This is a genomic window from Colwellia sp. MEBiC06753 (genome assembly GCF_053470325.1).
Genome location: NZ_JBQMTM010000018.1, coordinates 42,708 through 68,566, shown reverse-complemented (window position 1 = coordinate 68,566; position 25,859 = coordinate 42,708). Strand labels below are relative to the sequence as shown.

The following is a 25,859-nucleotide window of genomic DNA, read 5'->3' as shown; positions in this document are numbered from 1 at the left end:
CTATGTTTTATAAAAATATTTTTTCTTTCTTTTTGTCAGGTGCTCACATATCTATACACTTTGCTTGCTTTTTACAACAGGTAGGGCAAGACAATTACGATAATCCTTGCTAGCATCGAGCGCACAAAAAATTATAACTAGCGCTTATCTAGGCTACACACCGTTAAATAGTAGGCGATTTAAACAACAATAATATTACATCGAAGGAAACTTATGAGCGCGAATAGAGAACATTTTAGCTCCCGACTTGGGTTTATTTTAGCCGCGGCAGGCTCAGCCGTTGGTATCGGTAATTTAGTTGGCTTCCCAGTAAACGCCGCTAAAAATGGTGGTGGCGCTTTCCTTATTATGTATGCCATTTTTGTTTTTTTAATTTGTTTGCCAGTGATGATGGCTGAAATGGCTATTGGTCGTAAAACCCAAAAAGAACCCGTAGGCGCATACAAAACATTAGCTGGAGCCAATAGTAAGTGGGGCTTAGCCGGTATTCTTGGCGTGTTAACTCCGTTTATGATTGCTGTGTTTTATATGGTGATTACGGTTTGGTTGTTTGGCTATATTGTTATCACCCTTACAGGTGGCTTGGATTATTTGGCAACACCTCAAGCATTCGGTGAGTTTATCAATAGCCCTTATATTTTTGGCGCTATGGTTTTGGTTGCCGCGATTGTGAATTTTATTTTGGTGGCCGGTGTAAAAGATGGCATTGAAAAAGCCGCAAAAATATTAATGCCTGCGTTATTTGTAATGCTTGTTGCTATGGTAGTTTTTGTATTAACACGTGATAACGCAATGTCAGGTGTGGCATTTTTTGTTATTCCTGATATTGATAAAATCACCCCATCAGTGATTAACAGCGCTCTTTCTCAAGCCTTTTTCTCATTATCATTAGGCATGGGGATATTAATTACTTACGGCTCTTATATCGACAATAAAACTGACATTGTCGGTTCGGCAAAGCTTGTTGCAATCACTGATACCGCAGTAGCATTTATTGCCGGTTTAATGATTTTACCTGCAGTGTTTTCATTTAACCCTGAGGTTAACCCGCAAGAGCTTTCTGATAGCTCTGTATCACTTATATTTACTTTCTTACCTAAGATATTTTTAGCGTTGCAAACTTCCATGGGCTATACGCTAGCAAGTGGCATTGCCGTATTTTTCTTTGTGCTAGTGTTTTTTGCCGCTATCACTTCATTAGTGTCTATTATTGAAGTGCCAGTGTCTTATTTGGTGACTGAAAAATGCCATAGCCGTAGAAAAGCGTTATTTATTTTAATGATGACCGCGGGCATTTTAACACTATTCGCTACTGTATCTTTTGGTATGGTTTCATTCTTCACTGAATTTATCAGCTATGCAGGTGGTTCTCGTTCATTTTTCGATGTGGTGTACGATGTGTTTTACGACACTATTTTGCCATTAAACGGTTTACTACTATGTTTATTTGTTAGTTACCGTTGGAAAAAGCACAGCTTGTCTAACGAGTTGGCTGTGGGTAATGAAAAGTATGTCGGTTCAATTGCTGAAAAATATATTAACTTTTCGTTAAGTACATTTATTCCAGTTATCCTACTTGGGATATTGTTAAATACTATTGCACTTAAATTCTTTGGCTTTAATATTTTCAGTTAATTATCGCAACTGGTGCCAAAGCCGTATCATGTGTATGATGCGGCTTTTTTGTATCTGCCAATAACCTTCAGGTAACTCATGTTGAACCTAATTGATCAGATTAACCTTGATGACTTATCTCAAAGCCAAAGGCTGTTTCATGGCCGAGGCCATGCATTTGAGGGACTTGAACACGTTTGTATAGACTGGTTTGAACCGATATTGCTAATCACGCTATACAAAGAAGAAAGTGATGATTGGCTGTTAGCTATAGGCCAGCAGTTCAGCCAACTAATACCTGCGTGTAAGAGTGTTCACGTGCAGCATCGCTGGCGAAAATTAGCACCCGTGGAGCGTATTTTGGGAGATGATTGTCAATCAACATATGCGCTTGAATCTGGTCTTCGCTACCATATTGAGCTAGGAAAAGCACAAAATCATGGCTTATTTTTAGATATGAAAAATGGTCGAGACTGGGTGCAGTCAAATGCTGAGGGTAAGCGCGTGCTGAACTTGTTCTCATATACTTGTGGTTTCTCGGTTGCGGCTATTGCGGGTGGCGCTAAGCAAGTGATCAATGTTGATATGAGTAAATCAGCGTTAGCTAAAGGGCGAGAAAATCACCGTTTAAATAATCAAGATACCAATAAAGTTGTTTTCCAAGGCGTTGATATTTTTAAGTCGTTTGGTCGGCTGAAAAAGCTTGGACCTTATCAGTTAATCATTATTGATCCGCCTTCTTTCCAAAAGGGCAGTGTTAATATTGTTAAAGATTACGGCAAAATATTACGCCGAATTCCTGACATGGCAACTGAGGGCGCAGACGTTATGCTGTGTTTAAACAGCCCTGATCTTGATGAGCAATTTTTATTGGATACGGCAAGTAGCTCGTGTCCTGCATTAAAATTTAAACAGGCAATCACGCCACCAACGGTATTTAAAGAAGCTCATCAAGGTAAAGGGTTGAAAGTTCTGGTCTTTAAATTCGACCCTTACATTCGAAATTAAACAGGCTAATTAATCACAACTCTGGCTGCTAAAAGCACTAAAAAGCAGCCCGTGACTTTATCAATAATATGACTATTAGCTTTGAGTTTATTTAAAATGGGACCGCGCGTTAGCCCATAAGTAACTAGACAATACCAAAGCGCATCAATAGTTCCTACGGTTGCCGTCATAATGACCTTTTGCATGTTGGAAGCCTCGGCATCAACAAACTGGCTGAATAATGCTAAAAAGAATATCGCTAATTTAGGGTTGAGAAATGCAATCAAAAAACCATCTCGCCAACCGTTAACCTGACCACTTTGGGCGTTAACATCTGGCTCATCTAACGTTAGGTGTTGCTTTTTACTTCGTAGTGCATTGATCCCTAAATACAGTAAAAAAGCCGCACCTGCATATTGAATAATGGAAAAAACAACTGGGGATTTCACGAGTAATATTGCAATACCGGTTGAGGTAATGGCTGCATATAATGCAACGCCCAAACCGTGACTAATTGCACTGGCGTAACCTGCTGACGCACCTCCGGCTAAAGTGTTTCTAACTACTAATGCTAAACTTGGCCCTGGCGACAAAGCCCCCATAATGCAAATGGCAGTTAGCGACAGCCATAAATGAAATTCCATTACTCCACCTTTGATAAATGTCTTATTCGAAGAAAACTGGCAAATCTTGGCACACCTTTGGCCGTTTTACCACTGTATTTAAAGGTGATGATACTGCCTATTGGTGGTCGGCTTTTTCGTTGTTTGTCGCTAAAGCCGGAGCCAATTTTAAAGACTATGCCATCCTTGGTTTTAACCTTAATTGAACCTAACATTTGCTGGTATTTGCCTTTCCCTTCTATATAACCAATGACTTCAGCTTCGGCATCATCAAAAGGTTTTAACTTCATAATGTTTGGGCTTCGACCAAGCTGATAATAGGCATTCTTCTTGTGCAGCATGAGGCCTTCACCACCTTCAGCAATTACTTGGCTAAAGAGCGCTTGTAGAGCGCTTTTATCAGAAATACTTTGCTGAGTTACCATTTGTAAATGCGGGTTGTCAGTGTGTTTGATTAGTTGCTGCATTGCCATTATTCGTTCAGAAAAAGTGCCTTGGTGCTCAGGTAAATCAAACAGCATAAATTTAACATTTTGCCATTCTTGTTCGGTGGTTTGTTGACGTCGCACTAAGGCTGAGATTTTTTCAAATTGCTGGCGTTCAATCCATAACTCGCCATCTAATGCATGTCTTGGCCAATTTAACGTAAAAGATCGTGGCAGTTGAATAATGTTGCCTTGTCGCGTCAACATTTGTTGCCCATCCCAATAGCCCCTGACGCCATCGAGTTTTTCACTTACCCAATAATCTTTAATTGCGATATCGACTTGATAAGCTGTTGCTAATTGAATTTTTGGACGGATTTGCTGGGCGCTGCTATTGGCGATGGTTAATAAGTTGATTAACCAGAAGAACAGTATGAAAAAGATTATGTGTTGCGTGATAGCCGGTTTTTGGCTGGTAACAGCTTTTAAAATGTGTGCATAAAAATAGAAAATATTTAATACTTTCATATGTATATCCTTATAAGTGCATTGGTAACAAACGTCCTGTTTGTTGGGTTTAGCCTAGATTAAATCTTGCATTATGCAAGTTGTACTATACTTTACTGGATTGTTATCCATTAACTGTGACTAAGGATGGTCATTATGAAACTGTTGATTATTACACTTGCCCTCGGCCTATCATTTCATTCTTTAACGTTTGCTAAAACTGCGAAATGCGCAAAATATAAAAAAGCATTAGAAACAATTCAAAGTAAACAACGCCAAGCGAATACTGTTAAGAAAAGTAATAGCTTGAAGAAAAAAGAGCTTAAGGCTTTTAAAGATTGGCGACGATGTAAGCAAGGAAAATTAAAGTAATTGACTAAAAACTAGTGATATTAACAACGAGCTAACTTTTTAGAATTATATAATACTTTGAAAAACAGATGGTTATACGTTGGCGCGCAATCTGCATTAGTTTAGGTTTTTAATTATTGTTTAATCAGTTATGACTAAATCTTGCAAAAAATTCGTCATCACTATTTTTGGTGGTTTGCTCGCTCTTATTGGTTTGGTGTTTATTTTATTGCCGGGGCCGGCATTTATCTTCTTACCGTTAGGTCTTGCTATTTTGAGCCTAGAATATCCGTTGGCTAAACGATGGTTAAAGAAAAGCCAGTATTGGATGAAACAAGCTGCCATTAAAGCTGATGCGCTTTTAGCGAAAATTAGAAAAATTCGTATAAATCGAATGCGAAAGTAGAAAGGAGAGGTCAGCAACACTAGGAAAGCCGCCAACCTCGGAAAACGCTATATATGTATAGTATTGTGTAAAACGGAAGAACTATGCTGCTTGATGGTAACTGGCTTTACATGCCAAGTACTCTTCACTGATTTGGCTAATAGTCTCTGCGCAGTAAGGGCGAAGGCCGCTAAGTACCATGTGCTTTTTCCCTCGGCCAACCAATGTTTCGCCATGGTATAAATCAAAGCCTAAACAAGCGTTGCCTCGTTTTCCATCAATAGTTAACGTAGATTCCGATAGTGTCAGTGAAACTTCATTTACCGATAAGTCAAACATTTCAATGCTCATGCTTTCATACATCACCATTGGACGACTCGGGTTAATCATCACATCATTTTTTTTCATTAAGTCACAAAGCAAATGTGGAAATGTATGGCCTGAAAAGCCGACATAAGCTTTGATAAGTGAGGTAACCAGTGCTTGGTTAGCTGACATCGCACCGCTCGTTTCAATAGATAAGTACTGCTTGCCTTTGTCATCACAAATAGTATTTTCTTCTGCTAACTTCGTTGGGAAAGCTAGCTCAATGCCGTCGATTACCATACCTGAAAAGTTAAACGCCATTTTTTCGCTCAGACCGGCTTTGCAAAGTGTTACCGCAAAAAGTAAATCGCCCGGTACACAAAAACGCTTAGCATCTACATTGTGCAAAGGGTTAAAGTCATCGGCAACTTGTTTAGCAAAGTCACTAGCCTGTTGGCGACTAAACGAAATTTTATCGTCATGTTGATTGTAAAACTTTTCTACGAACATTTTCTAACTACTTACTACTTGAAACGGCGCGCATTCTACCAAGTGTTTAGCAATAAAGCTAAAGTTCAAGAACAAATCAGACCAGTAAAAACAAGAGATTGAGCGAACACTTGTACTTATTTATGCCAACCTAACTATCAATGTTAGCGATTAAATACTCTTTTTGTTTTTTGGTTAATTGCTTTAGGGCATATTCACGTTTATACGCTGCTTGTTTCGACGGTTGTGCTTCTTGAAAAGCTAGTTCAACTGGTCGCCTTACACGTGTATACTTGGCGCCAAGTTGGTTAGAGTGGTTATGCTCGTTAATTCGACGATTTACATCTGTGGTTACACCACAATAAAGGCTGTTGTCAGAACACCTAACAAAGTAAACATACCATTGTTTAGCCATTGTAAGTTTTCCGTCTATCTATTGTGTAGCAGGAGGTACTTTGATTGATATTATTGAAGTTGATCAGTTTTGTCATCTTAGAGTAAGTGATATTGAAATTACCGCAGTGCGTGCTCAAGGTGCTGGTGGTCAGAATGTTAACAAAGTTTCTACTGCTATTCATTTAAGGTTCGATATTGAGCGTTCAAATCTACCTGATACCGTTAAGCAAAAACTATTGAATATAAACGATCAACGCTTAACCAAAGACGGTATTATTGTCATAAAATCACAATCTAGCCGTAGTCAGGAGCAAAATAAACTCGATGCTATCGAGAAACTAGTGTCGATTATTAAATCAGTAAATAAAGTGGTGAAAGCGAGAAAAGCAACTAAGCCGACTAAATCATCGATTGCGAAACGTCTTGATAGTAAAAGCAATCGTAAACAATTAAAACAGCAACGAAAAAAAGTAATTATTTAAAGAGGTATTATGTTAGTGGCTGAAACAGGAGCGCTTCGAAAAATGACAGCGCAGCGACTGGAAAGTGGCGAAATACAATATCAACTGCCAGTTGGTGACCAGTTAGTAGAGCTGAACCCTTTGATCGGCCAATCAATAACCTTAATTTTTCACCAAGAAATCCGTTGTTGTCATTGTGATCGCAAAACCAAGAAAAGCTATTCTCAGGGGTTTTGCTACGTTTGTATGCAGAAGCTGGCGCAATGCGATATGTGTATTATGAAGCCTGAGACTTGTCACTACGACAACGGTACTTGTCGAGAGCCAGCGTGGGGGGAGCAGCATTGTATGATCCCTCATTATGTATATTTAGCCAATACTTCAGGTTTAAAAGTAGGGATCACCCGCCATAGCCAAATACCAACTCGCTGGATTGATCAAGGTGCCACTCAAGCTTTACCTATTTTTAAAGTAAGCACTCGCTTGCAATCAGGGCTTGTTGAAACAGCGCTTGCGGAATTTATCGCTGATAAAACCAACTGGCGAGCTATGTTAAAAGGCGAAGCAGAAACCATCGATTTAAAAGCAAAAGCGGCTGAGCTCATTCCCCAAATAGCGCAACGATTAGAAACAGTTAAATTAAAATACGGTGAAGACAGCGTTGAGCTTCTCGATGAGTCTGTGTTAAAATTAACCTATCCGGTTCAGCAGTATTTAAATAAAATCAGTTCGTTTAATTTTGACAAGCAACCGATCATCTCGGGTACTCTGCTTGGTATTAAAGGACAGTATTTAATTTTTGATACGGGTGTTATCAACATTAGAAAATTTACATCATATCATATTAGTGTAGAAGTTAACTAAATATTCATTTTATATTAGTTGCTACTATACTTGTTTTACGTGGTAATAACTAAAGTCAAGCATAGGCTTTAGTTTAGTTTGCTGAATTAAAACGGATTTTTACTCTTTATTGAGATTCGATATTTATAGGTTCGATTGGGATGACACTGTATGAATGCTGTTGATTACGCAAAGCAGGCAAATGAGATATTTGTTTTATCAGACTCTTTTCTTCGTATTAAAGAATTGATTGATGATGAAACCTCTACTATCGATAATATTGCCGAAGTAATCCTGATTGACCCTGCTTTGGCTGCTACCATTTTAAAGTTAGCTAACAGTTCGTTTTTTAATTACCCCGGTAAAATCGATACCATTTCTAAAGCGGTATTAGTGCTGGGGATCACCGAAGTTTACAATTTAGTTATCGCCTATTTTACTTCTGAAGCCTTTAAGTCGTTGAATGCTGATGCCAGCTATTTAGAGCAGTATTGGGAAAATAGTGTTGATAGCGCTTTATTGATTAAATATTTCGGTGAGCAGGCAAACGTGCCAAATGCTGAACGTTTATTTATTTTAGGTTTGTTGCACAACTTAGGTGAACTGGTAATTAAGCAGTTTAATCCTGAAATGATCGACAAATGTGTATCAAATTCTGCGAATGAAATGCCTTGGGATAAACAGCGTAAAGTATTAGGCTTTTCCTATGGTGATTGTACTGCCGAGTTATTAAAGCTTTGGCGACTACCTATCAGTTTAATTGAACCGATGCGATTGCAAGATAGTGATGTGATTTTTGAATGCGCTAAAGAAGCGCAAATGTTGTATATCGCTAAACGTGTAATGTTAAAAAATGCGTGTTTTCAAAAAGATCCGTTAGAGAAGTTTATTTCATCAGAAGAGCGTGAGCAGTTAGGCATTACTGATGATATGGTAAAGTCAGCAATTAATTACTGCAATATGGAACGCTTAGGTGTGTTATCAATTTTAAAACCTAGTGCGTTAATGATCTTCTAAAAGAATGTTGATACTAAATTCGCTATTAGCGATCTAATATAGTTCAAACATAGGCAGTGGTTATCTTCTCAATATAGCCACTACCAATTTACTAACCTTATTTAATTCCAACCGTGAAATGAGTTATTGGTGATTGTGGTGATCGTGGATAAAATTTATTCGAGAGCCTACTAAGCTTGCCACTAATATTGCTAGATAGAACTGTCCTACAACTGCTTGAAAATAAACAAGGAAGCGCGTTATTGGTAACGTCGGTGCTATATCGCCAAAGCCTAAAGTGGTTAACGTGACAAAAGAGAAATATACCAAATCGGGAAAAATTAAATACCATTTATTGCTATCATTAATGCCAGAAAATGCACCTACCAAATACAATTCAAACAGCGTATACAGCAACGCAAAAATTAACCCCAAAAGCATATACAAGCAGATACAACCTAGTATTTTGTTACCATCTACTTTACCGACAAATAACACTTGTTTAGCGGTTTGGTAAGATGTACCGATAAAGAAAAATAACATCAGCACTAAGTGCGTATACTCTAAGCCAAATGCATCTAAGTAGTAGCCGCCGATAGATGAAATAACTATAGCTAGCGGAAAAATTAGCGCTTTTGAAAATAGAAAATCTTCATTATTTACACCCCATACGGCAACCAGCAAAGTAAAAACCGTAGTTGATTGCACAAAGCGTTGCACCGATGCATCGAAAAACTGTTGTGCAATTGCTGTACTTAGCAACAAAAGCACTAAGGCAAAGGTTAAATAGATAAAATTATCGTGATGAGTCATTTTTTTCAGATGTCTTCTCATTGCGAGCCTCAGTCTTTCTGGAAAGTATCGAGCATGTAAATACTTCCCCAATTTATCGGATATTTACCTGAAAACAAAGGTATTAATCACAATATTGTGCTGGTGAATATTTGCGCACTAAATCTACGCAAGGGGAAAAATTCTCTGCACCATTATGGTGCTTTGTTGATGGCGTTGAAATGTCTTTAATAATTTAACTTATTGTTTTAAATGAAAATAAAATCCTTGGCATAAGGATTGTAATAGACAGTGGTAAATAACGATAGGGGAATACATATGAAGTTAGTAAACGCAATCATTAAGCCTTTCAAGCTCGATGATGTTCGGGAAGCTATCTCGGAGATCGGAGTTGAAGGTTTAACGGTAAGTGAAGTTAAAGGTTTCGGTCGTCAAAAAGGTCATACAGAACTATATCGCGGCGCAGAATACCAAGTTGATTTCTTACCAAAAGTAAAACTAGAAATAGCGGTCAATGATGAGTTGGTGGAACGTTTGGTTGAAGCTATCACTAAGGCAGCTTACACAGGAAAAATAGGTGACGGTAAAATTTTTGTTTACAACCTAGAACAAGCCATACGAATTCGTACTGGCGAATCTGATGCAGCGGCTTTATAGGGGGCAATCATGGAACAAAATATTTTTCACCTTCAATATGCAATGGACACATTCTACTTTTTAGTCTGTGGCGCATTAGTTATGTGGATGGCTGCTGGCTTCTCTATGCTTGAAGCAGGTTTAGTTCGTTCAAAAAATACCACTGAAATTTTAACCAAAAACGTCGCGTTATATTCAATTTCTTGCATTATGTACTTAGTTGTTGGCTATGACATTATGTACGGCGGTGGTGTATTGCTATCAGGTATCGAATCTGTTGATCCTGATGCCGTATTAAAAGATTTTGCTGGCCGTGAAGACGGATTTACTGGTGGTGCTATTTATTCAGCAGCATCGGATTTCTTCTTCCAAGTAGTATTCGTAGCAACAGCAATGTCAATTGTTTCTGGCGCGGTTGCTGAGCGCATGAAATTGTGGGCATTTTTAGCCTTCACAGTTGTTTTAACTGGCTTTATCTATCCAATGGAAGGTGGCTGGACTTGGGGTGGTAATGCCGTATTTGGTTTATACACGCTAGGTGACTTAGGTTTCTCTGACTTTGCTGGCTCTGGTATTGTTCATATGGCCGGTGCTGCTGCAGCGTTAGCGGGTGTATTATTACTTGGTGCTCGTCAAGGTAAATACACTAAAGATGGTAAAGTTAATGCGATCCCTGGTGCAAACTTACCATTAGCAACATTAGGTACCTTTATTTTATGGATGGGTTGGTTCGGCTTCAATGGTGGTTCAGTACTTAAGTTAGGTGATATTGGCAATGCGCACTCAGTTGCTATGGTGTTCTTAAACACTAATGCTGCTGCAGCAGGTGGTGCTATCGCCGCGTTAATTCTAGCTAAAGTTTTATTTAAGAAAGCTGATTTAACTATGGCTTTAAATGGCGCATTAGCAGGTTTAGTCGCTATTACTGCAGAACCATCAACGCCTACGGCACTTCAAGCAACTATCTTCGGTATGGTTGGCGGTGTGATCGTTGTTTTCTCAATCATTGGTTTAGATAAGTTACGCATTGATGATCCAGTAGGTGCTATTTCAGTACACGGTGTTGTTGGTTTATTCGGCCTATTATTAGTGCCAGTGACTAACACCGGCGCAACTTTCTCAGGTCAGTTAATTGGTGCTGCTACTATCTTCGGTTGGGTGTTTGTAACTAGCTTCATTGTTTGGTTTGCCTTAAAAGCAACTATGGGTATCCGTGTTAGCGAAGAAGAAGAGTACGAAGGCGTTGATAAATCAGATTGTGGTTTAGAAGCGTACCCTGAATTTACTCGCGGCTAATTACTGAAAGCTAAATAGAAAATTCAATAATAATAAAAACGAAATAGGTTAATTTTTGAAGCAGCCCTCGGGCTGCTTTTCTTTTTTAAATACCACATAATTTCATTCGTTTAGCATTTTTTTGTGTAGAATATAACGGTAACTATTAATTGAGTGTTGATTATGGCAAGAGAACAATTTGGCATTTGTGCCGAACCCAACCTACACGGTACTTATTTGTTATTTAATGCGTTAGACGACAAGGTCGCATTTTTGCGTCAAGCTTTGTCTCGTATTCCGGCAATGCTTGATCATTACGCAGAACGTTTTTCTGAAGCGAATTTAAATGGTGTTGTTGCTATTGGTGCACATTATTGGGATGAGATTTGTCCAGATGCTCGCCCTAAACAGTTGGTGCCATTTCCTACCGTGCAAAGTGATGATCGCATTGCACCTGCAACCTCAGGCGATATTTATATTGAAATTCGTAGTGATCGTGCTGATGTTAATCACATAGTTAGCTCAAAAATTATTGAATTGTTAGATAGCGGTGTTGAATTAATTGAGCAAATCAGAGCGTTTCGTTACTTAGACGGCCGTGATTTAACCGGTTTTGTGGATGGTACCGAAAATCCACAAGGGCTTCATCGTCGAAAAATCGCACTTGTTAGTGACGAGCAAGATCCTGAGTTTGCCGGTGGCAGTTATTTACATATTCAGCGTTACCGTCATAACATTAAGCTGTGGAATCGCTTATCAGAAAAAGCCCAGGAAGATATTTTTGGACGCACTAAAGTCGACAATATTGAATATGCTAGCGAAGATAAGCCATTAACTGCTCACACTAAGCGCACTAGCTTAAAAGACGCCAATGGTAATAGCATAGAAATTTTAAGACAAAGTATGCCGTACGGTGATATGAAAGTGCAGGGCTTATATTTTGTTTCATATTGTCACTCGCCAGAGCCGTTTGAGTTAATGCTAAAAAGCATGATCCAAGGGGACGAAGAAGGGAATTTTGACCATATGTTAGAATTTACTGAAGCGCAAACCGGCGTGGCATTATTTGCCCCAAGCCTAAACTTTTTGGCATCGCTTGGTCAGTAATGGTTTATGTGTTCATTCATAAAAAAGCTGCCTAGGCAGCTTTTTTTATCGCGTTAATCTTTTAGCTCTAATCTATTAACCGAATACCATTTGGCTCAATGGTAATTTTTCCCTGTTTAAGTAAATGCCCGACCGTGGCTTTAAATGCTTTTTTGCTGACACCAAAAGTCTGGCTAATTTCTTGAGGGCTAGATTTATCGTTGATACTACAAAAGCCTTGATGTTGACTAAGGTGATCGAGCAATGTCTCTCTAAAATCAATGACTTTGCCTTTACCCTGACGAGTTAGTGCTAAATCAATACGACCATCATCACGCACTTGTTTGATATAGCCTTTTATTTGCTGCCCTGTATGCAGTTTTTGATGAACATCGCTACTGAAAATCAATCCCCAGTGGCGATTATTAATAATGGCTTTAAACCCTAAATCGGTACGTCCAGCTATGACTAAATCAACCGCATCACCGGTTTGGTAATCGGCAGGCCAAATATCTAAGTATTTATCGAGTTTACTTGAAGCGACTAAGCGTTCAGTGCGTTGATCTAAAAACACATGAACCAGATAGCGTTTACCCATCTCCATTTTTTTATGTTGAAGGTTATGTGGTACCAATAAATCTTTTGGTAAGCCCCAATCTAAGAACGCCCCGAGTTTATTAACTTGCTTAACATTTAAGCTGGCAAAACCACCTACTTCTACATAGGGTTTATCAGTAGTTGCAACCAAGCGGTCTAAAGAGTCGGTATAGATAAATACACTAACTTCGTCGTCAAGTTGACAATTTTCTGGAACATAGCGATTAGGCAAGAGAATTTCACCCAATTGCGCTCCATCTAAGTAGGCGCCATTGGCGGTGAGGGCGATTACTTTTAGCGTATTAAATTTACCGATGTCGGCCATAAGTGCAGTTTACTCTGGATAAAAAGCCTATTTTAGCTGACAAAGCGCAATTTGACGATGCAATGTTTCAAAATCCAATGTTTTACGAACTTATATTTATGAACGAATGTTTGCTTATGGCTTTAATTAATCTGCGCTAGTTGTTTGCTCAGCCATAGCCTTAGCTTGCGTGTATTCACTGTGCCTTAAATGTAATAAATCGGCAATTTTGCGAATGACATGTTGCTCAATGGCGACCACCTCACCATCAGCTTGGGCCAATTGCCATAATATGCTGACAATTTTAGTTTTTTGCTCTGGGTTGTAATGCTTATTTAATGTAGAAGTGAACTGGTAAAAGTCATTGGCATTTTCACTAAGGGCAATTGCTTGCTCAATAATGTCATCAACTTCAATCGGTGTAAGCGAAAAATACTGCGTTAATGTGGTTGCAACAATTGAAAGCTCGTCATCGGTAATTAAACCGTCGGCTTTCATTACTTCTACTAGCAGTACCGCGCAGGCAATTTCGACGTCAAGGGCCTCTTCTGGTAGGGATTGCTCAGCAAATACCTGCTCGAAAAATCGTTGGATTTTATTGATCATGCGTTAATCCTTCTTTCTTCATTGGTTCATAGTAAATTGCAAAATACTAAGTGCAAGTTATGTTGGTGAAATATTTGTGTCAGATTGTTAGCTGCGTATTTGGGCTTCGCGGCTATTTGCTATTTTATTCAGCTGGAATTACCATGATGACAACGCTGTCAAAATCAATAAAAAAGGCTAGAATAAGCTATGGCTGAAAGTAACAAAGCTGCAATGGAAAAAAAGCGCTTATTGTCGGTAGATGCCCTGCGTGGCTTCGATATGTTTTGGATTATGGGGGCGGAAGGTATATTTTCCGCTTTGTTTCTCATTACTGGCTTTTCTATTTTTCAGGTATTTGATCAGCAAATGAAACATGCCGTTTGGCACGGTTTTACGGCTTATGATCTTATTTTTCCGCTATTTATTTTTCTTTCTGGGGTCAGTATTGGTATTGCCGCTAAGCCGCTTAAGAGTTACCCGTTAATCCAGCAACGTCAACTAACTCGCCATGCTTACAAACGTTTAACCTTGTTGTTATTACTGGGTATTGTTTACAACCATGGCTGGGGGCAGGGCATACCTACAAGTCCCGATGAAATCCGTTTTGCCAGCGTGTTAGGCCGAATTGGTATTGCTTGGTTTGCCGCGATGATGATTGTTTGGTATTGCTCAGTGAAAATGCAGTGGTTAATTGCCGTAGCAATTTTGATTAGTTATTGGCTGTTGTTGGCATTGGTTAATATTGGCGAATACGGTGGTGGCATTTATAGTCCTGAGTTGGCACTTAATGTGTGGTTTGATCAGCAATTGCTACCGGGCATTACCTATCGCAATGCGCCGATGGACCCAGAAGGAATTCTGTCGAATATCCCATCAGTTGTAAATGCGCTGGCTGGAGTGTTTGCGGGGCGTTATTTGAAAGCGTGGCAGGCTCAGCCACAACGGATATTGAGACATTTCTTCGCCATTGGCTTGTTATCTATCGCCTTAGGAAGTTTGTGGGGCTGTGTGTTTCCGGTAAATAAGAGTTTATGGACAAGTAGCTTTGTTCTGGTAACTGTAGGTTGTAGCACCCTGTTACTGGCGTTGTTCTATTTAGTGATAGATGTTTGGCAATGGCAACGCTGGGCTAAGTTTTTTGCAGTTATTGGCGTCAATTCAATAGTGATTTATTTAAGTACCAGTTTATTTAGTTGGAACTATTTTGCTCATAGCCTGTTTGGTGGCGTGGCCTCGGGGCTATCAGAAGGTTGGTCTTCGCTGATCATCATTTGCGGAGCATTACTATTGCAATGGTTATTTTTAAATTGGTTATATAAACGAAAAATTTTTATAAAAGTTTAAAACTTAGCTTTTTTCACTAAATTTTCACGATTACTTATTTAATATTAGATAAAAAGGTCTGGTAAATTCTAGACCTTTTTTGTTTTTAACTTTATGTAAAATAAGTGAAATTTTGTTTTTTGCTAGAAAGATTATTTTATTTTAGCGATTGGCGCGTATTTTGTAACACCCATTTACAACTTTTATCTCATTGATTACTCATTATTTCGTTAACATTCACATATTGCGACAAAATGTTACGAATTTTACAGAGGACAGAGCGGTGTCACGGAAAAAACAAATTATTGTACCTATTGGAATTTTACTCACTGGCGTTTTAACTTTTGCGGCGTTATCAAGTATGAAAAAGCCGCCAGAAGAAAAACCGGAAGTAGATAATACACCTATCGTAGCAGTAGAGCCGGTAACTGTTGGTGATATGCAGTTAACAGTGGCTTCGCATGGCGTAGTTAAACCTAAATATGAAACTGAATTAGTTGCACAGGTAAGTGGTCAGGTAGTTGAACTATCTGATACCTTTGTTCGTGGTGGCTTTGTTTCTAAAGGCCAGTTGCTAGCGCGAATTGATCCTAATGACTACGAAGCTGCACTTATTGATGCACAGGCGAGCCTTGCATCGGCGAAAGCTGCGCTTGAAATGGAACGCGCGCAAGGTAAAGTGGCAGAGCGTGAGTGGAAGCGCATTACTGATACTTCGCCAACCGAATTAAGTTTACGTAAACCGCAGTTAGCGCAGGAATTAGCGCAGGTTAAAGCGGCACAAGCAGCGGTATTACGCGCGCAACGTAACTTAGAGCGCACTGAAATTCGTGCCCCCTATGATGCCATGATTGAAAGCCGTGGTATTGGTTTAGGTTCGTTTGTGGTTACTGGTAGCAATATTGGTAAATTATTAGGTACAGCTATTGCTGAAGTGCGTTTACCCGTTGCTGATAACCAATTACAGTTTCTTAAGCAGCAAGGTGTCGACGCTAAAGTGTCATTACGCGGTGTTTTTGCCGGTCAAGAAATGCTTTGGCAGGCCAATATTGCCCGTGGTGAAGGGGTTGTTGATAACAAAAGCCGCATGACTTATCTGGTAGCGCAAATTGACGATCCTTATGCATTAACCTCAGGTAACACTAATACGCCTATTCGCTTTGGTACTTATGTCAACGCCGATATCCATGGTATTTCGATAGCGAATGCCACCAGTATTCCGCGTTATTTAGTTGATCACGACCGTGTTGCAATTCTAGATGACGAGTCAAAATTGCTTTTTGTTGATGTCAATATTATTCGCCAGGAAGGCGCTAATGTCATTATCTCTGGTGGCTTGCATCAAGGTGATCGTATGATTGTTTCTGCACTCGATTACCCGATTAATGGTATGAAATTGGCACTGGAAGGCAGTAAAAAATTAGACTCAGAAAACGTCGAGCAAGCTGATACTGATACCCAAGTGGCAAGTGTAGGGGAGTAAGGTCATGGCTGAATTAACTCAAGCGCAAAAGGACGATACCCATAAAGGCTTAATTGCTTGGTTCGCCCGAAACCCTGTGGCTGCGAACCTGCTAATGGCATTTATTATTATTGGTGGCTTGTTAACTGCGGGCACTATCAGTAAGCAAATGTTCCCTCAGTTTCAAATTAACTGGTTAGAGTTTCACGCCCAATACCCTGGTGCTGCTCCTCAAGAAGTTGAGGAAGGTATCACCATAAAAATTGAAGAAGCATTAGAAACCATTCAAGGTTTAGATCGCGTTATTACCTATTCTAATCGTAATGAATCGACCGGTTATTTTCGGGTTGATGAATCTTATGATCCGCAAGTGGTACTAGAAGAGGTTAAATCACAAATTGATTCTATCTCTTCGTTCCCTGATGGCATGGAACGTCCTGTTGTTGAACGTATTAAGTTTCGCCAAGAAGTAATGTACATCAGTCTTTATGGGGACTTAAGTTACAAAGAGCTAAAAGCACTTGGTAAAAAAATTCATGATGAAATTCAACAACAACCGCTAATCAATATTTCAGAGTTTTACAGTGGTTTAGGCTATGAAATTTCTATTGAAGTTAGCAAAGATAAATTACGTGAATATGGCCTGAGCTTTAAAGATGTTGCGCAAGCTGTGCGTAATTCATCGCGCAATATGTCGGCAGGGCAAATTCGTGCAGAAAACGGTTATATTAATTTACGTGTAGAAAACCAAGCGTATCGTGGTCATGAGTTTGAGCGTATTCCAGTAGTTACCTTAGCTGACGGTACTAAAGTGTTGTTAGGTGAAATTGCGACAATTAATGACGGTTTCCAAGAAGGTCTGCAATATTCAAAATATAATGGCAAAAACTCGGTGACTTTCTTTATTGGCGCAGCGGGAGAGCAAAGTATTACTGATGTTGCCAAAGTCATGCATAAATACGTTGAGCGTAAGCAAAAAGAGCTACCAGCCGGTGTGAACTTAGAGACTTGGGTTGATTTAACCTATTATCTTGAAGGTCGCTTAGACATGATGCTAGACAACATGAAAAGCGGTGCCGTGCTGGTATTTTTAATGTTGGCGTTATTCTTAAGAATCCGTTTAGCGTTTTGGGTAATGATGGGCTTACCTGTGTGCTTCTTAGGTACGCTTTTAGTTATGCCGATGGAGTTTGTTAACGTTACTATTAATATCACTAGTTTATTCGCCTTTATATTAGTCTTAGGTATTGTGGTCGATGACGCGATAGTGATGGGGGAAAGTGCCCATGCAGAAATTGAAGAAAAAGGTCATTCTGCTGAAAGCGTTATTCGCGGCGTTAAACGTGTAGCAATGCCAGCGACCTTTGGTGTATTAACTACTATTGCTGCTTTCTTCCCATTGATTTTAGGTGATGGCCCGGGCTCTGCGTGGAGTCAGTCCATTGGTTTCGTCGTTATCTTCTGTTTATTATTCTCATTGGTTGAATCAAAGCTGATTTTACCCGCGCATTTAATTAGCATGAAAGTTAAGCCGGCTAATCCTAAAAACCCGTTACACCGATTACGTGCGGCCGTTGATCGCGGCTTAAAACATGTGATTGATAATCACTATCGCCCAATGCTAATCAGCTTTTTAAAGTATCGCTATGGTGTAGTCATGTTCTTTATCAGCATTTTGTTAATTAGTGCTGGTCTATACGCTGGTGGCATTGTGCGCTTTATTGGTCAACCGAAAGTACCCCATGATTTTCCGCGTATCGCTATTGAAATGAACACTGATACCGCAGAAAAAGCCACATTGAATACCATATTGACCGTGGAAAATATTATTAAAGATGTGGATAAAGAGATAGAAGCGGAGTTTGGTAAACCTATGATTGCAGATATGCAGGTTGATCTGCGTAGCCGCACTAGCGCACGTATTATGGTGAAACTAGTTGAACCAGAAGATCGTGCGATGAATACCTTTGAACTTGCTGATAGATGGCGTGCTGCTATTCCTAAATTGCCAGGTGTTAAGCAATTCACTATTGACGATAACTTATTCGGTGGTGGCCGAGAAGATGGTGATATTAGCTTTAGATTAGAAAGCCAAAATGATGGGCAATTACTGGCCGCCGCTAAAGAGTTAAAAGCCAAACTTAATAGCATTAAAGGGGTTGGTGACGTTAATGACAGCCGCCAAACCAGTGCTAAAGAAGTACAGTTTACCCTTAAACCGTTGGCTTACAGCTTAGGCTTGAGCTTGTCTGACATTGCTTCACAGGTTGGTTATAGTTTCTATGGTCTTGAAGCTCAACGTATATTACGTGACAGTGAAGAAGTAAAAGTCATGGTGCGTTACCCGTTAGAGCAACGCAGTGCGGTGGGTCATGTCCAAGATGTGATGATTCAAGCACCAAACGGCGCTGAATTGCCGCTATCTGAATTGGCTGAAATTAGCTTAGTTGACGGTGTTACTCGTATTCGCCGTGAAAATGGCAATCGTACTATTAATGTCTGGGCAAGTGTTGATGCCGCGCAAGTGGAACCATTTGAAGTGACTAAAGATGTGCGTGATAACTTTATACCTGAGTTACTACGCAAATACCCTCAAGTGCAAAGTGAAGTTTCTGGCCGCATCCAAGAAGAAATGGAAAGTGCTAGTGAGCAACTGCGCGACTTTGTGTTATCACTATTAGTTATTTTCACCTTATTGGCGGTACCACTTAAGTCATATTCACAACCATTAATGATCATGACCGTGATTCCGTTTGGTATTGTCGGCGCTATGATAGGTCATTTGATTTTAGGCATGGATCTAAATGTGTTGTCGATGTTCGGTATTATCGCCGCAGCGGGTGTGGTCATTAATGACTCGCTGGTGATGGTAGATTATGTTAACAACTCACGTAAAGAAGGTATGGCCTTAAAAGAAGCAGTCGTATTTGCTGGATGTCGCCGCTTCCGTGCGATTATGTTGACCTCTGCTACCACTTTTATTGGTTTAGTACCCATCATGTTAGAAACCAGTATGCAGGCAAAAATGGTGATCCCAATGGCAGTTTCTTTAGCCTTTGGTGTGTTGTTCGCCACGGTGGTTACACTGGTGATGATCCCTGCACTTTATTTAGTGATTGAAGATGTTCGCCATATGGTTAAACGCAAAAAGCCACAGTCGGCAACTGGTTTACCGCAAACATCCACGCTAAATAATGAGGCGGTAGAAGCAAAATAATTCAATACGGTCTAATTGGCTGAAGAAATAAAAAAAAGGGGAATAGTTTTATTCCCCTTTTTTGTGTTGTAGGGTAAAAATACTCTACGAGTAACGACAAATATTTACGACAGATGGTTGTGACAAAATAAGCACACATTTACTTGTTAGGAAAACGCATTTGCAATGAATAAACAGGGATTTGATCAAGCATTGAGCCAACAAGACTTCAGTTTGCTGCAAAAAGGCAAGCAAAAAGGTTTTGCTGCTGCTTATCAACTTTATGCCGACTATGTTTATTCATTGACGTTATATTTAGTGTGTGATGAAGAAATCGCGAGAGATTTATTACAACTCACCTTTGAGCACTTGATTACCCATCGAGAAGAGCTAGCTGATGGCTTAGTTGTAGGTCATTGGTTAAAAAATTGCACAATTGATGCGTGTAAGAAATATTTTAAGCAAGTGCAATCCGATCCAGCATTTACCAAAAAGCATGGGCAATTTCTGGATGACGCTGACACGACTAATCTAGATGTTACTGTGTCTCAACCAAGCGAACTAGCAACTACAGAGTTAATTAATCAATTACCATTAGCGCAGCGAACTATGGTTTATATGCACACGGTTCAAAATATGAAACATCGTGACATTGCAAAAAAACTTACCCTAAGTGATTCGGGCATTGGTTATCGTTGTCGACAGGCTGTTAATAGGTTTAGGATCAGACTGGCCAAGGAAAAAAACTTATGAGCACGTTTGATCAGGAGTTAAAGTGGCGTATTGCTAATGCTGAAAGTGTTATGGTGGTGGTTGAAGCGCCGAAGGTTGCAGAGGATATTTGGCGAAAACATCAAATAAAACAATTATCAATATTTGTTGCAGTCGTTGCTTTTTGTACCGCCTTTCTATTATCGGCTTGGTTTTATAATTTGAGTCAGTCGCCATTTGAAATGCCGGATTATATTATTCAAAGTCACCAATATGAAAAGCAGCTCGCTAAATTTGCTGATGTACAATTATCAGCAACCCATAGCGCGATTATGGCAAACTGGTACCATGAACTGTCGGTGATTGATCAAACCTTAGAGCGCGGCAAGGGAAATCTTTATAACATGGAGTTATGGCAACAGCGCACTGAACTGTTGAAAACTATGGTGGAGTTTTACACCAAACCAACTGATTTGTATGAGATTTAAGGAAAGACGATGAAGTATTTAATTGTCACTATGTGTTTTTTTAGCACTTTATTGGGAGCAGAGGAGCTTAAGTCTAAGCAATCCCAACAAATTGCTGAGCAATTAGTGAGAACGATTAATCAAAAAATCGCAGAAATCACCGCACTAGAATTGGCAGAAGGTGTGCCAATTAAAGATATTGCTATCGAATTATCTCAGGACAAGCGTTTTGATACTGGGCGTTTTGGTGCCATTTTAGATGCAAATCAAGCAGGTTTTGTTGTTTCCGTTACGCCAAGAAGTCAAGCAAGCCGTTTAGGTATCAAAAGTGGTGATATTATAAAAAGCATCAATGGCCGTTCATTTAAAGAAAGCGCTCAATCAGGATTTAAAGGGTTGCAATATTTACCTAATAATTCTTTGGTAACAGTTGCCGTTGAGCGCAGTGGCGAGGTCAAAGAGTTAACGGCTAAACTTGCAGCAGTTTATATTCCACAATGGCAACTTAGTAGTGCCGAATGGTTGGAAAATGGTTTGCAATTGCACTCTAGTCACTTGCCTTATTGGCACGAAGAAAGTGATGCGCCAATTTTTACCAGTGTGAGAGAAACATCGAAAACATCAGCTCAGGAAGAAAATGCATGTGGCCGCATTATTCTTGTTAATAGCTTATCGATAGCGCCGCCCAAATACAGTGGTTTAAAAACGACGACAGTGATCAAAGAAGTTGATGGTATGCCTTGGGTCAAAGATAAATCTCGAGTGCGGGTAGATGTTGGAACGCATTTATTAAAAGTCGGTAATAAATACGACTTGCCAAAAGAATTTAGAGATTACCGGATAAATATTGAGGCAGATACCAATTATTATATTGCTTATATCCGCAACAATTCTTGGGTGGATGATAATGGCGAAGAGTTGTCGTTAGGCAAATATACTGGGCCTGTGATTTGGAAAACCACACAGCAAGCCTGTGAAAAATAATAAGGCTTAATTAACTCATTTTTACCACTCATGTTAAATTACTGATAAAAAAGCCAGCGACATGCTGGCTTTTTCTTTAGTGATGACCCGTTTTATTTATTAAATAATTAATGAATAAACTAAATAACGCCTAACTCTTTTAAGCGTTCTTGCAGGTAGCTTTTTTGAGTATGACGCTCAGATAAGACCACCTCATCACGAGGGTGTAAGAATAACGGCAAAGAAATACGTGATTTAGTTGAGGCTTTACCCGTCGGGTTAATCACTCGATGACTTGTTGATGGAAAATAGCCTGCACTTGCTTCTTGCAGCATGTCACCAATATTAATCACTAAGCTACCGAAGTCACATGGAACATCAGACCAAGTACCATCTTTAAGTTTTACCTGTAACCCTGGCTCATTTGCTGCTGGTAAAATAGTGAGCAAATTGATGTCTTCATGCGCTGCTGCGCGAATTGCGCCGGGCTCTTCATCGCCAGTTAATGGTGGATAATGTAAAACTCTAAGTAAGGTATTTGGTGTGTCGACAATCATATTAGAAAGTGGCTCAGAATACTTTGCTGCAACCTCGGCTGGGCTGTGCTTTTCTACCCAGTCTAAAAGCTCTCCTGCTAATTTTGACGCCAAGTCATAGTAATTCATGATCTCTTGCTTTAATGACGCCGGAACTCTGCCCCAAGGGTAGATATGGTAATACTCTTTTATATCTTTTTTGGTGTGACCTTTTGCTGTTTCTGAAATTTCAGGTGCGAAGTAACCGTCTTGAGTTTTAGGATCATAAGCAAACGCTAGTTTTTCATCACTCATAAAAAATTGATACCAATTGTTATAGATAGACTCTACTAGCTCTTGCTGGATTGGGTGGTTAATTAGCACGCCAAAACCAGTTTCTCTCAGGCTTTTTACAAATTGTTTTGGTGCGTCAGGTGATTGATAATCCACAACTTGTACTTGCATAGTGCGCTCCTACTCGGGCAAAAATATTTCATCAAAAACAGATATTGTATAGCTTAACATGTATTGACCATTTGGTCAGCTTTATTTGTGCTATGCGTTGACGGTTTCGCTGGTTATACTAAAGTTAATTTGACTAAAGAGTAGTATAAAAACAATGAGTAAAATGTTTATTTTGGCAGCAAGTTTTGCCGTGGTAATCTCTGGGTGTGCATCAAAAGAGCAAGCATGCGAAGATGTAACATTAGCGTCAGAACAAATTAAACAATGCCAATTACTGCAACGACAAATTACCCAAGCCAAAGATAACCCTATTATTCGTACTGAGCTTGAGCGTCGCTATGAAAATGATTGTATCAACGTGCGTTATTATCGCGATGATAAACAACCTGCAATTTGTGGCAACAAGGAAAAGTTGACGGAAGCGGCAGAAGCGCTTAAAAAGGAAAGTAAATAAAATCAATCCCCTAAAGCAGTAGTTAGGCAGGTTAATGAGAGATTCGCTCGAAAAAGAACAAAATAAAGTAGACTCGACTGAAGACTTTGCTTCTCTTAAGCTCGCTTATCAAAATCTCGAGCAGCGCCATACAGCGCTGTTTAAGCTCAATCAGTTATCGCAAGAATGTGCTGAACTCAGTGCGTTTTTTAATCAAGTACATCAGGTTATTAAGTCGATAATGACCGCCGAAAATTTTTATATCGTGATGTACGATCAAGTCCATGACACGTTAGAGTTTGTTTATCATGTTGATGAAGAAGATGAAACGCCTCAAGGTCTTATTCCTTACGAGAAGCTAAAAGGCTCATTGACCAGTTATGTAATTGATCACAAGCAAGGCTTCTTAGCGACACCGGCGTTAATTGATGAGCTAGTTGCTGAAGGTAAATTAGATTACGTGGGTACAGCAGGGATGGATTGGCTGGGTGTGCCATTAATCAATGATGGCTATGTTATTGGGGTAATGGCTGTACAAAGCTACACTGAAACCACGCGTTATCTAGAGCAAGACAAAGAGCTGCTTGATTATACCGCTCAGCATGTGGTGTCTGCGTTAGTTCGTTTGCAAGATCACGAGCAGCTTCAAAAAGCGGTGGCGTCACGTACCACTGAATTGATGGAGCAAATTCGTGAACGTGAAAAAGCTGAATTGCTGCAGGAGTCGTTATACCGTATTTCTGAACTGACCACTAAAGTTGGTCTAGAGATAGATGACTTTTATGGCCAAGTGCACAATATTATTGGTCAGTTAATTAATGCCGAAAACTTCTTTATTGCTAAATATGATAAAGAAAGCGATACCATTAATTTTGTTTATTATGTCGATCAAAATTCAGAAAGTAATGTCGAAGATTTTATGCCACAAAAATCTTCTGACTTATTTACCGCTTTGGTTATTCGTCGCAAGGAAACATGCTTGCTTTCTTACGACGAAATGTATGAATTATACAAGCAAGGTCAAACTAAAAAGCCACAAGGTGATACCTACTCATGGCTAGGTGTGCCATTAATTGCTGAAGGCGAAGTAATAGGGGTGTTGGTTGTACAAAGTTATGACAAACGAGTGATGTTTCACCAACAAGATGCCGAATTACTTAACTTTGTTTCTCATCACGTTACTACAGCAATAAAGCGACGTGAAAATGCTGACTATGAGCGCAGGGCTCATGAGATGTTGGAGAAACAAGTTAAAATGCGAACCGTTGCACTAGAGGATGAAATACGCCAGCGTAAGCAAGTTGAGCAAATGTTAAAACATAGTGCTTCACATGACGCGTTAACCGGCTTGCCAAACCGTCGCGTTTTTCTTGATTTACTCAATCACGCCATCGAGTGTTTAAAAAGGCGGCCACACTATAAATTTGCCGTACTGTTTTTAGATCTTGACCGATTTAAGGTGGTGAATGACAGTTTAGGTCATCATGCCGGCGATAAGTTACTTAAAGTTGTGGCGAAAGAGCTCAAGCAAATTGTGCGCTCTAAAGATACTGTTGCCCGTCTTGGTGGTGATGAATTTGTTATCTTAATCGAAGACTTAGACAGTAAAAAAAAAGTATACGAAATTGCCCAACGCATTACTTTTACCTTGTCTCAGCCATTTGACTTAAACGGTCAATCAGTATTTATTGGCACCAGTATTGGATTGTTATTTAGTGATAAGCGCTATGACTCTGCTGAAACTATGCTGCGTGATGCTGATACTGCCATGTATCATGCAAAAGATAGTGGTAAGGGCCGATTTGAAGAATTTGATGCGAGCATGCATCAAAAAATTCAGGAAGAGTTGTCTCTAGAATCTAACCTTAGACAAGCGTTAAAAAATCAAGAGCTTGTGCCATTTTTCCAACCGATAGTGCGACTCAACTCCGAAGAAATTATTGGTTTTGAAGCCTTAGCTCGCTGGTTTAATGGTGAGCGCGGATTAGTCATGCCAGATCAATTTATTCCAATGGCCGAAGAAACCGGTTTGGTGGTTGAGGTTGATTTACTTATCCTTCGTAAATCATGTCGCCAATTAGTACAGTGGCAAAACCTAGGTATTTGCCAAGAACAATATATTAGCTGTAATTTGTTTGGTAACCATTTTTATAGCCCAACATTGCCAGACGAAATTACCAATATTTTGGCTGAAGAAGGCTTACCTGCTAAGTACTTGCGAATTGAGTTGACTGAGCGGGTGCTACTGGAAGAAAACGACGTAGTATTAGCTAATATGAAGGCATTGAAGCAGCTCGGTATCAAGCTGTTACTTGATGACTTTGGTACGGGTTACTCTAGCTTAAGTTACTTGCATCGCTTACCACTGGATGTGGTTAAAATAGATCGTTCATTTATCGCTGACTCACATTTAGAAGCCAGTAACCGCGCCATTATTAAAACCATTGTTGATTTAGCCGCTAACTTGCAAATGGCTGCTGTAGGTGAAGGCATCGAATGTCAGGAAGAAGCGGAATTGTTAAATAACCTAGGTTGTTTATATGGACAAGGCTACTATTTCGCGAAGCCGATGCCAGCAGAGCAGATGTTAACTTTATTAACGGCTAGTGAAAGTAAAAACTAAGCGGCTGAAAAACAATAGCGCTATCAAATTTTCTAGCAAT

Annotated in this window: 26 protein-coding genes; 18 read left to right on the top strand and 8 right to left on the bottom strand. The window is 39.6% G+C overall.

From position 1 onward, the window contains the following. Positions 1-213: 213 nt before the first annotated feature. Both ACOB82_RS14235 and ACOB82_RS14230 read left to right on the top strand, forming a co-directional pair. On the top strand, positions 214-1,635 hold the full coding sequence (locus tag ACOB82_RS14235) for a sodium-dependent transporter (RefSeq protein ID WP_448213642.1): 1,422 nt from the start codon (positions 214-216) through the stop codon (positions 1,633-1,635). 78 nt (positions 1,636-1,713) lie between these two features. Then, positions 1,714-2,622 (top strand): class I SAM-dependent methyltransferase, encoded by a 909-nt coding sequence (locus ACOB82_RS14230; RefSeq protein ID WP_448213641.1) that lies wholly within the window; start codon positions 1,714-1,716, stop codon positions 2,620-2,622. A 5-nt stretch (positions 2,623-2,627) separates the two neighbouring features. Here ACOB82_RS14230 and ACOB82_RS14225 read toward each other — a convergent pair whose 3' ends face one another. Together ACOB82_RS14225 and ACOB82_RS14220 are read right to left on the bottom strand one after the other, a co-directional pair. Next, positions 2,628-3,245 carry a LysE family translocator gene (locus ACOB82_RS14225; RefSeq protein ID WP_448213640.1) on the bottom strand — a complete coding sequence of 206 codons (618 nt, stop codon included), beginning with the start codon at positions 3,243-3,245 and terminating at the stop codon, positions 2,628-2,630. Beyond that, positions 3,245-4,177 carry a DNA ligase gene (locus ACOB82_RS14220; RefSeq protein ID WP_448213639.1) on the bottom strand — a complete coding sequence of 311 codons (933 nt, stop codon included), beginning with the start codon at positions 4,175-4,177 and terminating at the stop codon, positions 3,245-3,247. The genes ACOB82_RS14225 and ACOB82_RS14220 overlap by 1 nt, the downstream gene beginning before the upstream one ends. 135 nt (positions 4,178-4,312) lie before the next feature. On the opposite strand from ACOB82_RS14220, the gene ACOB82_RS14215 reads away from it, so the two are divergent. Together ACOB82_RS14215 and ACOB82_RS14210 are read left to right on the top strand one after the other, a co-directional pair. Beyond that, on the top strand, positions 4,313-4,528 hold the full coding sequence (locus tag ACOB82_RS14215; protein WP_448213638.1) for a hypothetical protein: 216 nt from the start codon (positions 4,313-4,315) through the stop codon (positions 4,526-4,528). A gap of 130 nt (positions 4,529-4,658) precedes the next feature. Then, a complete protein-coding gene (locus ACOB82_RS14210) occupies positions 4,659-4,913 on the top strand; it encodes a PGPGW domain-containing protein (protein ID WP_448213637.1) in 255 nt (84 codons plus the stop codon). Between the two features lie 81 nt (positions 4,914-4,994). Here the strand turns inward: ACOB82_RS14210 and ACOB82_RS14205 are convergent, their stop codons facing one another. Both ACOB82_RS14205 and ACOB82_RS14200 read right to left on the bottom strand, forming a co-directional pair. After that, positions 4,995-5,708 carry a DUF3581 family protein gene (locus tag ACOB82_RS14205; RefSeq protein ID WP_448213636.1) on the bottom strand — a complete coding sequence of 238 codons (714 nt, stop codon included), beginning with the start codon at positions 5,706-5,708 and terminating at the stop codon, positions 4,995-4,997. 130 nt (positions 5,709-5,838) lie between these two features. After that, positions 5,839-6,102 (bottom strand): GIY-YIG nuclease family protein, encoded by a 264-nt coding sequence (locus tag ACOB82_RS14200; RefSeq protein WP_448213635.1) that lies wholly within the window; start codon positions 6,100-6,102, stop codon positions 5,839-5,841. Positions 6,103-6,151: 49 nt separating this feature from the next. Between ACOB82_RS14200 and arfB the strand changes: the two genes are divergently transcribed. The 3 genes from arfB (at position 6,152) to ACOB82_RS14185 (ending at position 8,404) form a co-directional block, all read left to right on the top strand. Beyond that, complete coding sequence (arfB, locus tag ACOB82_RS14195; RefSeq protein WP_448213660.1) at positions 6,152-6,565, top strand: alternative ribosome rescue aminoacyl-tRNA hydrolase ArfB; 414 nt, start codon at positions 6,152-6,154, stop codon at positions 6,563-6,565. A gap of 9 nt (positions 6,566-6,574) precedes the next feature. Then, positions 6,575-7,408, top strand: coding sequence for a DUF2797 domain-containing protein (locus tag ACOB82_RS14190; RefSeq protein WP_448213634.1), 834 nt, complete (start codon positions 6,575-6,577; stop codon positions 7,406-7,408). Positions 7,409-7,558: 150 nt separating this feature from the next. Beyond that, complete coding sequence (locus ACOB82_RS14185; RefSeq protein WP_448213633.1) at positions 7,559-8,404, top strand: HDOD domain-containing protein; 846 nt, start codon at positions 7,559-7,561, stop codon at positions 8,402-8,404. Positions 8,405-8,527: 123 nt separating this feature from the next. Here the strand turns inward: ACOB82_RS14185 and ACOB82_RS14180 are convergent, their stop codons facing one another. Then, a complete protein-coding gene (locus tag ACOB82_RS14180) occupies positions 8,528-9,217 on the bottom strand; it encodes a potassium channel family protein (RefSeq protein ID WP_448213632.1) in 690 nt (229 codons plus the stop codon). A 276-nt stretch (positions 9,218-9,493) separates the two neighbouring features. Here ACOB82_RS14180 and glnK point away from each other — a divergent pair, with 276 nt between their 5' ends. The 3 genes from glnK to ACOB82_RS14165 all read left to right on the top strand — a co-directional run bounded on the left by glnK (position 9,494) and on the right by ACOB82_RS14165 (position 12,193). Next, positions 9,494-9,832 (top strand): P-II family nitrogen regulator, encoded by a 339-nt coding sequence (glnK, locus tag ACOB82_RS14175; protein WP_448213631.1) that lies wholly within the window; start codon positions 9,494-9,496, stop codon positions 9,830-9,832. 9 nt (positions 9,833-9,841) lie between these two features. Next, complete coding sequence (locus ACOB82_RS14170) at positions 9,842-11,107, top strand: ammonium transporter (protein WP_448213630.1); 1,266 nt, start codon at positions 9,842-9,844, stop codon at positions 11,105-11,107. A 162-nt stretch (positions 11,108-11,269) separates the two neighbouring features. Continuing rightward, the gene (locus ACOB82_RS14165; protein ID WP_448213629.1) at positions 11,270-12,193 is read left to right on the top strand and encodes a Dyp-type peroxidase; all 924 of its coding nucleotides are present in this window, start codon (positions 11,270-11,272) and stop codon (positions 12,191-12,193) included. Between the two features lie 67 nt (positions 12,194-12,260). Here ACOB82_RS14165 and ACOB82_RS14160 read toward each other — a convergent pair whose 3' ends face one another. Together ACOB82_RS14160 and ACOB82_RS14155 are read right to left on the bottom strand one after the other, a co-directional pair. Further along, on the bottom strand, positions 12,261-13,094 hold the full coding sequence (locus ACOB82_RS14160; protein ID WP_448213628.1) for a CvfB family protein: 834 nt from the start codon (positions 13,092-13,094) through the stop codon (positions 12,261-12,263). A 126-nt stretch (positions 13,095-13,220) separates the two neighbouring features. Further along, positions 13,221-13,679, bottom strand: coding sequence for a tellurite resistance TerB family protein (locus tag ACOB82_RS14155; RefSeq protein ID WP_448213627.1), 459 nt, complete (start codon positions 13,677-13,679; stop codon positions 13,221-13,223). Between the two features lie 189 nt (positions 13,680-13,868). Here ACOB82_RS14155 and nagX point away from each other — a divergent pair, with 189 nt between their 5' ends. The 6 genes from nagX to ACOB82_RS14125 all read left to right on the top strand — a co-directional run bounded on the left by nagX (position 13,869) and on the right by ACOB82_RS14125 (position 21,804). Continuing rightward, positions 13,869-15,005, top strand: a complete 1,137-nt coding sequence (nagX, locus tag ACOB82_RS14150; RefSeq protein ID WP_448213626.1) for a transmembrane glucosamine N-acetyltransferase NagX — start codon at positions 13,869-13,871, stop codon at positions 15,003-15,005. A gap of 262 nt (positions 15,006-15,267) precedes the next feature. Beyond that, positions 15,268-16,467 (top strand): efflux RND transporter periplasmic adaptor subunit, encoded by a 1,200-nt coding sequence (locus tag ACOB82_RS14145; RefSeq protein WP_448213625.1) that lies wholly within the window; start codon positions 15,268-15,270, stop codon positions 16,465-16,467. Positions 16,468-16,471: 4 nt separating this feature from the next. Beyond that, positions 16,472-19,663 carry an efflux RND transporter permease subunit gene (locus tag ACOB82_RS14140; protein ID WP_448213624.1) on the top strand — a complete coding sequence of 1,064 codons (3,192 nt, stop codon included), beginning with the start codon at positions 16,472-16,474 and terminating at the stop codon, positions 19,661-19,663. A 165-nt stretch (positions 19,664-19,828) separates the two neighbouring features. After that, the gene (locus ACOB82_RS14135) at positions 19,829-20,395 is read left to right on the top strand and encodes an RNA polymerase sigma factor (RefSeq protein WP_448213623.1); all 567 of its coding nucleotides are present in this window, start codon (positions 19,829-19,831) and stop codon (positions 20,393-20,395) included. Then, a complete protein-coding gene (locus ACOB82_RS14130; RefSeq protein WP_448213622.1) occupies positions 20,392-20,841 on the top strand; it encodes a hypothetical protein in 450 nt (149 codons plus the stop codon). The genes ACOB82_RS14135 and ACOB82_RS14130 overlap by 4 nt, the downstream gene beginning before the upstream one ends. Before the next feature lie 9 nt (positions 20,842-20,850). Beyond that, complete coding sequence (locus ACOB82_RS14125; protein WP_448213621.1) at positions 20,851-21,804, top strand: PDZ domain-containing protein; 954 nt, start codon at positions 20,851-20,853, stop codon at positions 21,802-21,804. A 119-nt stretch (positions 21,805-21,923) separates the two neighbouring features. Here the strand turns inward: ACOB82_RS14125 and ACOB82_RS14120 are convergent, their stop codons facing one another. After that, positions 21,924-22,763, bottom strand: coding sequence for a 2OG-Fe(II) oxygenase family protein (locus ACOB82_RS14120; RefSeq protein WP_448213620.1), 840 nt, complete (start codon positions 22,761-22,763; stop codon positions 21,924-21,926). Positions 22,764-22,917: 154 nt separating this feature from the next. Between ACOB82_RS14120 and ACOB82_RS14115 the strand changes: the two genes are divergently transcribed. Both ACOB82_RS14115 and ACOB82_RS14110 read left to right on the top strand, forming a co-directional pair. Next, positions 22,918-23,217 (top strand): hypothetical protein, encoded by a 300-nt coding sequence (locus ACOB82_RS14115; protein ID WP_448213619.1) that lies wholly within the window; start codon positions 22,918-22,920, stop codon positions 23,215-23,217. Between the two features lie 34 nt (positions 23,218-23,251). Next, on the top strand, positions 23,252-25,819 hold the full coding sequence (locus tag ACOB82_RS14110; RefSeq protein WP_448213618.1) for an EAL domain-containing protein: 2,568 nt from the start codon (positions 23,252-23,254) through the stop codon (positions 25,817-25,819). Positions 25,820-25,859 lie beyond the last annotated feature (40 nt).

Excerpts from the sequence above, each read along its gene's own strand:
- ACOB82_RS14235 (WP_448213642.1), top strand. The coding sequence starts at position 214 with ATGAGCGCGAATAGAGAACATTTTAGCTCCCGACTTGGGTTTATTTTA.
- ACOB82_RS14230 (WP_448213641.1), top strand. The coding sequence starts at position 1,714 with ATGTTGAACCTAATTGATCAGATTAACCTTGATGACTTATCTCAAAGC.
- ACOB82_RS14225 (WP_448213640.1), bottom strand. The coding sequence starts at position 3,245 with ATGGAATTTCATTTATGGCTGTCGCTAACTGCCATTTGCATTATGGGG.
- ACOB82_RS14220 (WP_448213639.1), bottom strand. The coding sequence starts at position 4,177 with ATGAAAGTATTAAATATTTTCTATTTTTATGCACACATTTTAAAAGCT.
- ACOB82_RS14215 (WP_448213638.1), top strand. The coding sequence starts at position 4,313 with ATGAAACTGTTGATTATTACACTTGCCCTCGGCCTATCATTTCATTCT.
- ACOB82_RS14210 (WP_448213637.1), top strand. The coding sequence starts at position 4,659 with ATGACTAAATCTTGCAAAAAATTCGTCATCACTATTTTTGGTGGTTTG.
- ACOB82_RS14205 (WP_448213636.1), bottom strand. The coding sequence starts at position 5,708 with ATGTTCGTAGAAAAGTTTTACAATCAACATGACGATAAAATTTCGTTT.
- ACOB82_RS14200 (WP_448213635.1), bottom strand. The coding sequence starts at position 6,102 with ATGGCTAAACAATGGTATGTTTACTTTGTTAGGTGTTCTGACAACAGC.
- ACOB82_RS14190 (WP_448213634.1), top strand. The coding sequence starts at position 6,575 with ATGTTAGTGGCTGAAACAGGAGCGCTTCGAAAAATGACAGCGCAGCGA.
- ACOB82_RS14185 (WP_448213633.1), top strand. The coding sequence starts at position 7,559 with ATGAATGCTGTTGATTACGCAAAGCAGGCAAATGAGATATTTGTTTTA.
- ACOB82_RS14180 (WP_448213632.1), bottom strand. The coding sequence starts at position 9,217 with ATGAGAAGACATCTGAAAAAAATGACTCATCACGATAATTTTATCTAT.
- glnK (WP_448213631.1), top strand. The coding sequence starts at position 9,494 with ATGAAGTTAGTAAACGCAATCATTAAGCCTTTCAAGCTCGATGATGTT.
- ACOB82_RS14170 (WP_448213630.1), top strand. The coding sequence starts at position 9,842 with ATGGAACAAAATATTTTTCACCTTCAATATGCAATGGACACATTCTAC.
- ACOB82_RS14165 (WP_448213629.1), top strand. The coding sequence starts at position 11,270 with ATGGCAAGAGAACAATTTGGCATTTGTGCCGAACCCAACCTACACGGT.
- ACOB82_RS14160 (WP_448213628.1), bottom strand. The coding sequence starts at position 13,094 with ATGGCCGACATCGGTAAATTTAATACGCTAAAAGTAATCGCCCTCACC.
- ACOB82_RS14155 (WP_448213627.1), bottom strand. The coding sequence starts at position 13,679 with ATGATCAATAAAATCCAACGATTTTTCGAGCAGGTATTTGCTGAGCAA.
- nagX (WP_448213626.1), top strand. The coding sequence starts at position 13,869 with ATGGCTGAAAGTAACAAAGCTGCAATGGAAAAAAAGCGCTTATTGTCG.
- ACOB82_RS14140 (WP_448213624.1), top strand. The coding sequence starts at position 16,472 with ATGGCTGAATTAACTCAAGCGCAAAAGGACGATACCCATAAAGGCTTA.
- ACOB82_RS14135 (WP_448213623.1), top strand. The coding sequence starts at position 19,829 with ATGAATAAACAGGGATTTGATCAAGCATTGAGCCAACAAGACTTCAGT.
- ACOB82_RS14130 (WP_448213622.1), top strand. The coding sequence starts at position 20,392 with ATGAGCACGTTTGATCAGGAGTTAAAGTGGCGTATTGCTAATGCTGAA.
- ACOB82_RS14125 (WP_448213621.1), top strand. The coding sequence starts at position 20,851 with ATGAAGTATTTAATTGTCACTATGTGTTTTTTTAGCACTTTATTGGGA.
- ACOB82_RS14120 (WP_448213620.1), bottom strand. The coding sequence starts at position 22,763 with ATGCAAGTACAAGTTGTGGATTATCAATCACCTGACGCACCAAAACAA.
- ACOB82_RS14115 (WP_448213619.1), top strand. The coding sequence starts at position 22,918 with ATGAGTAAAATGTTTATTTTGGCAGCAAGTTTTGCCGTGGTAATCTCT.
- ACOB82_RS14110 (WP_448213618.1), top strand. The coding sequence starts at position 23,252 with ATGAGAGATTCGCTCGAAAAAGAACAAAATAAAGTAGACTCGACTGAA.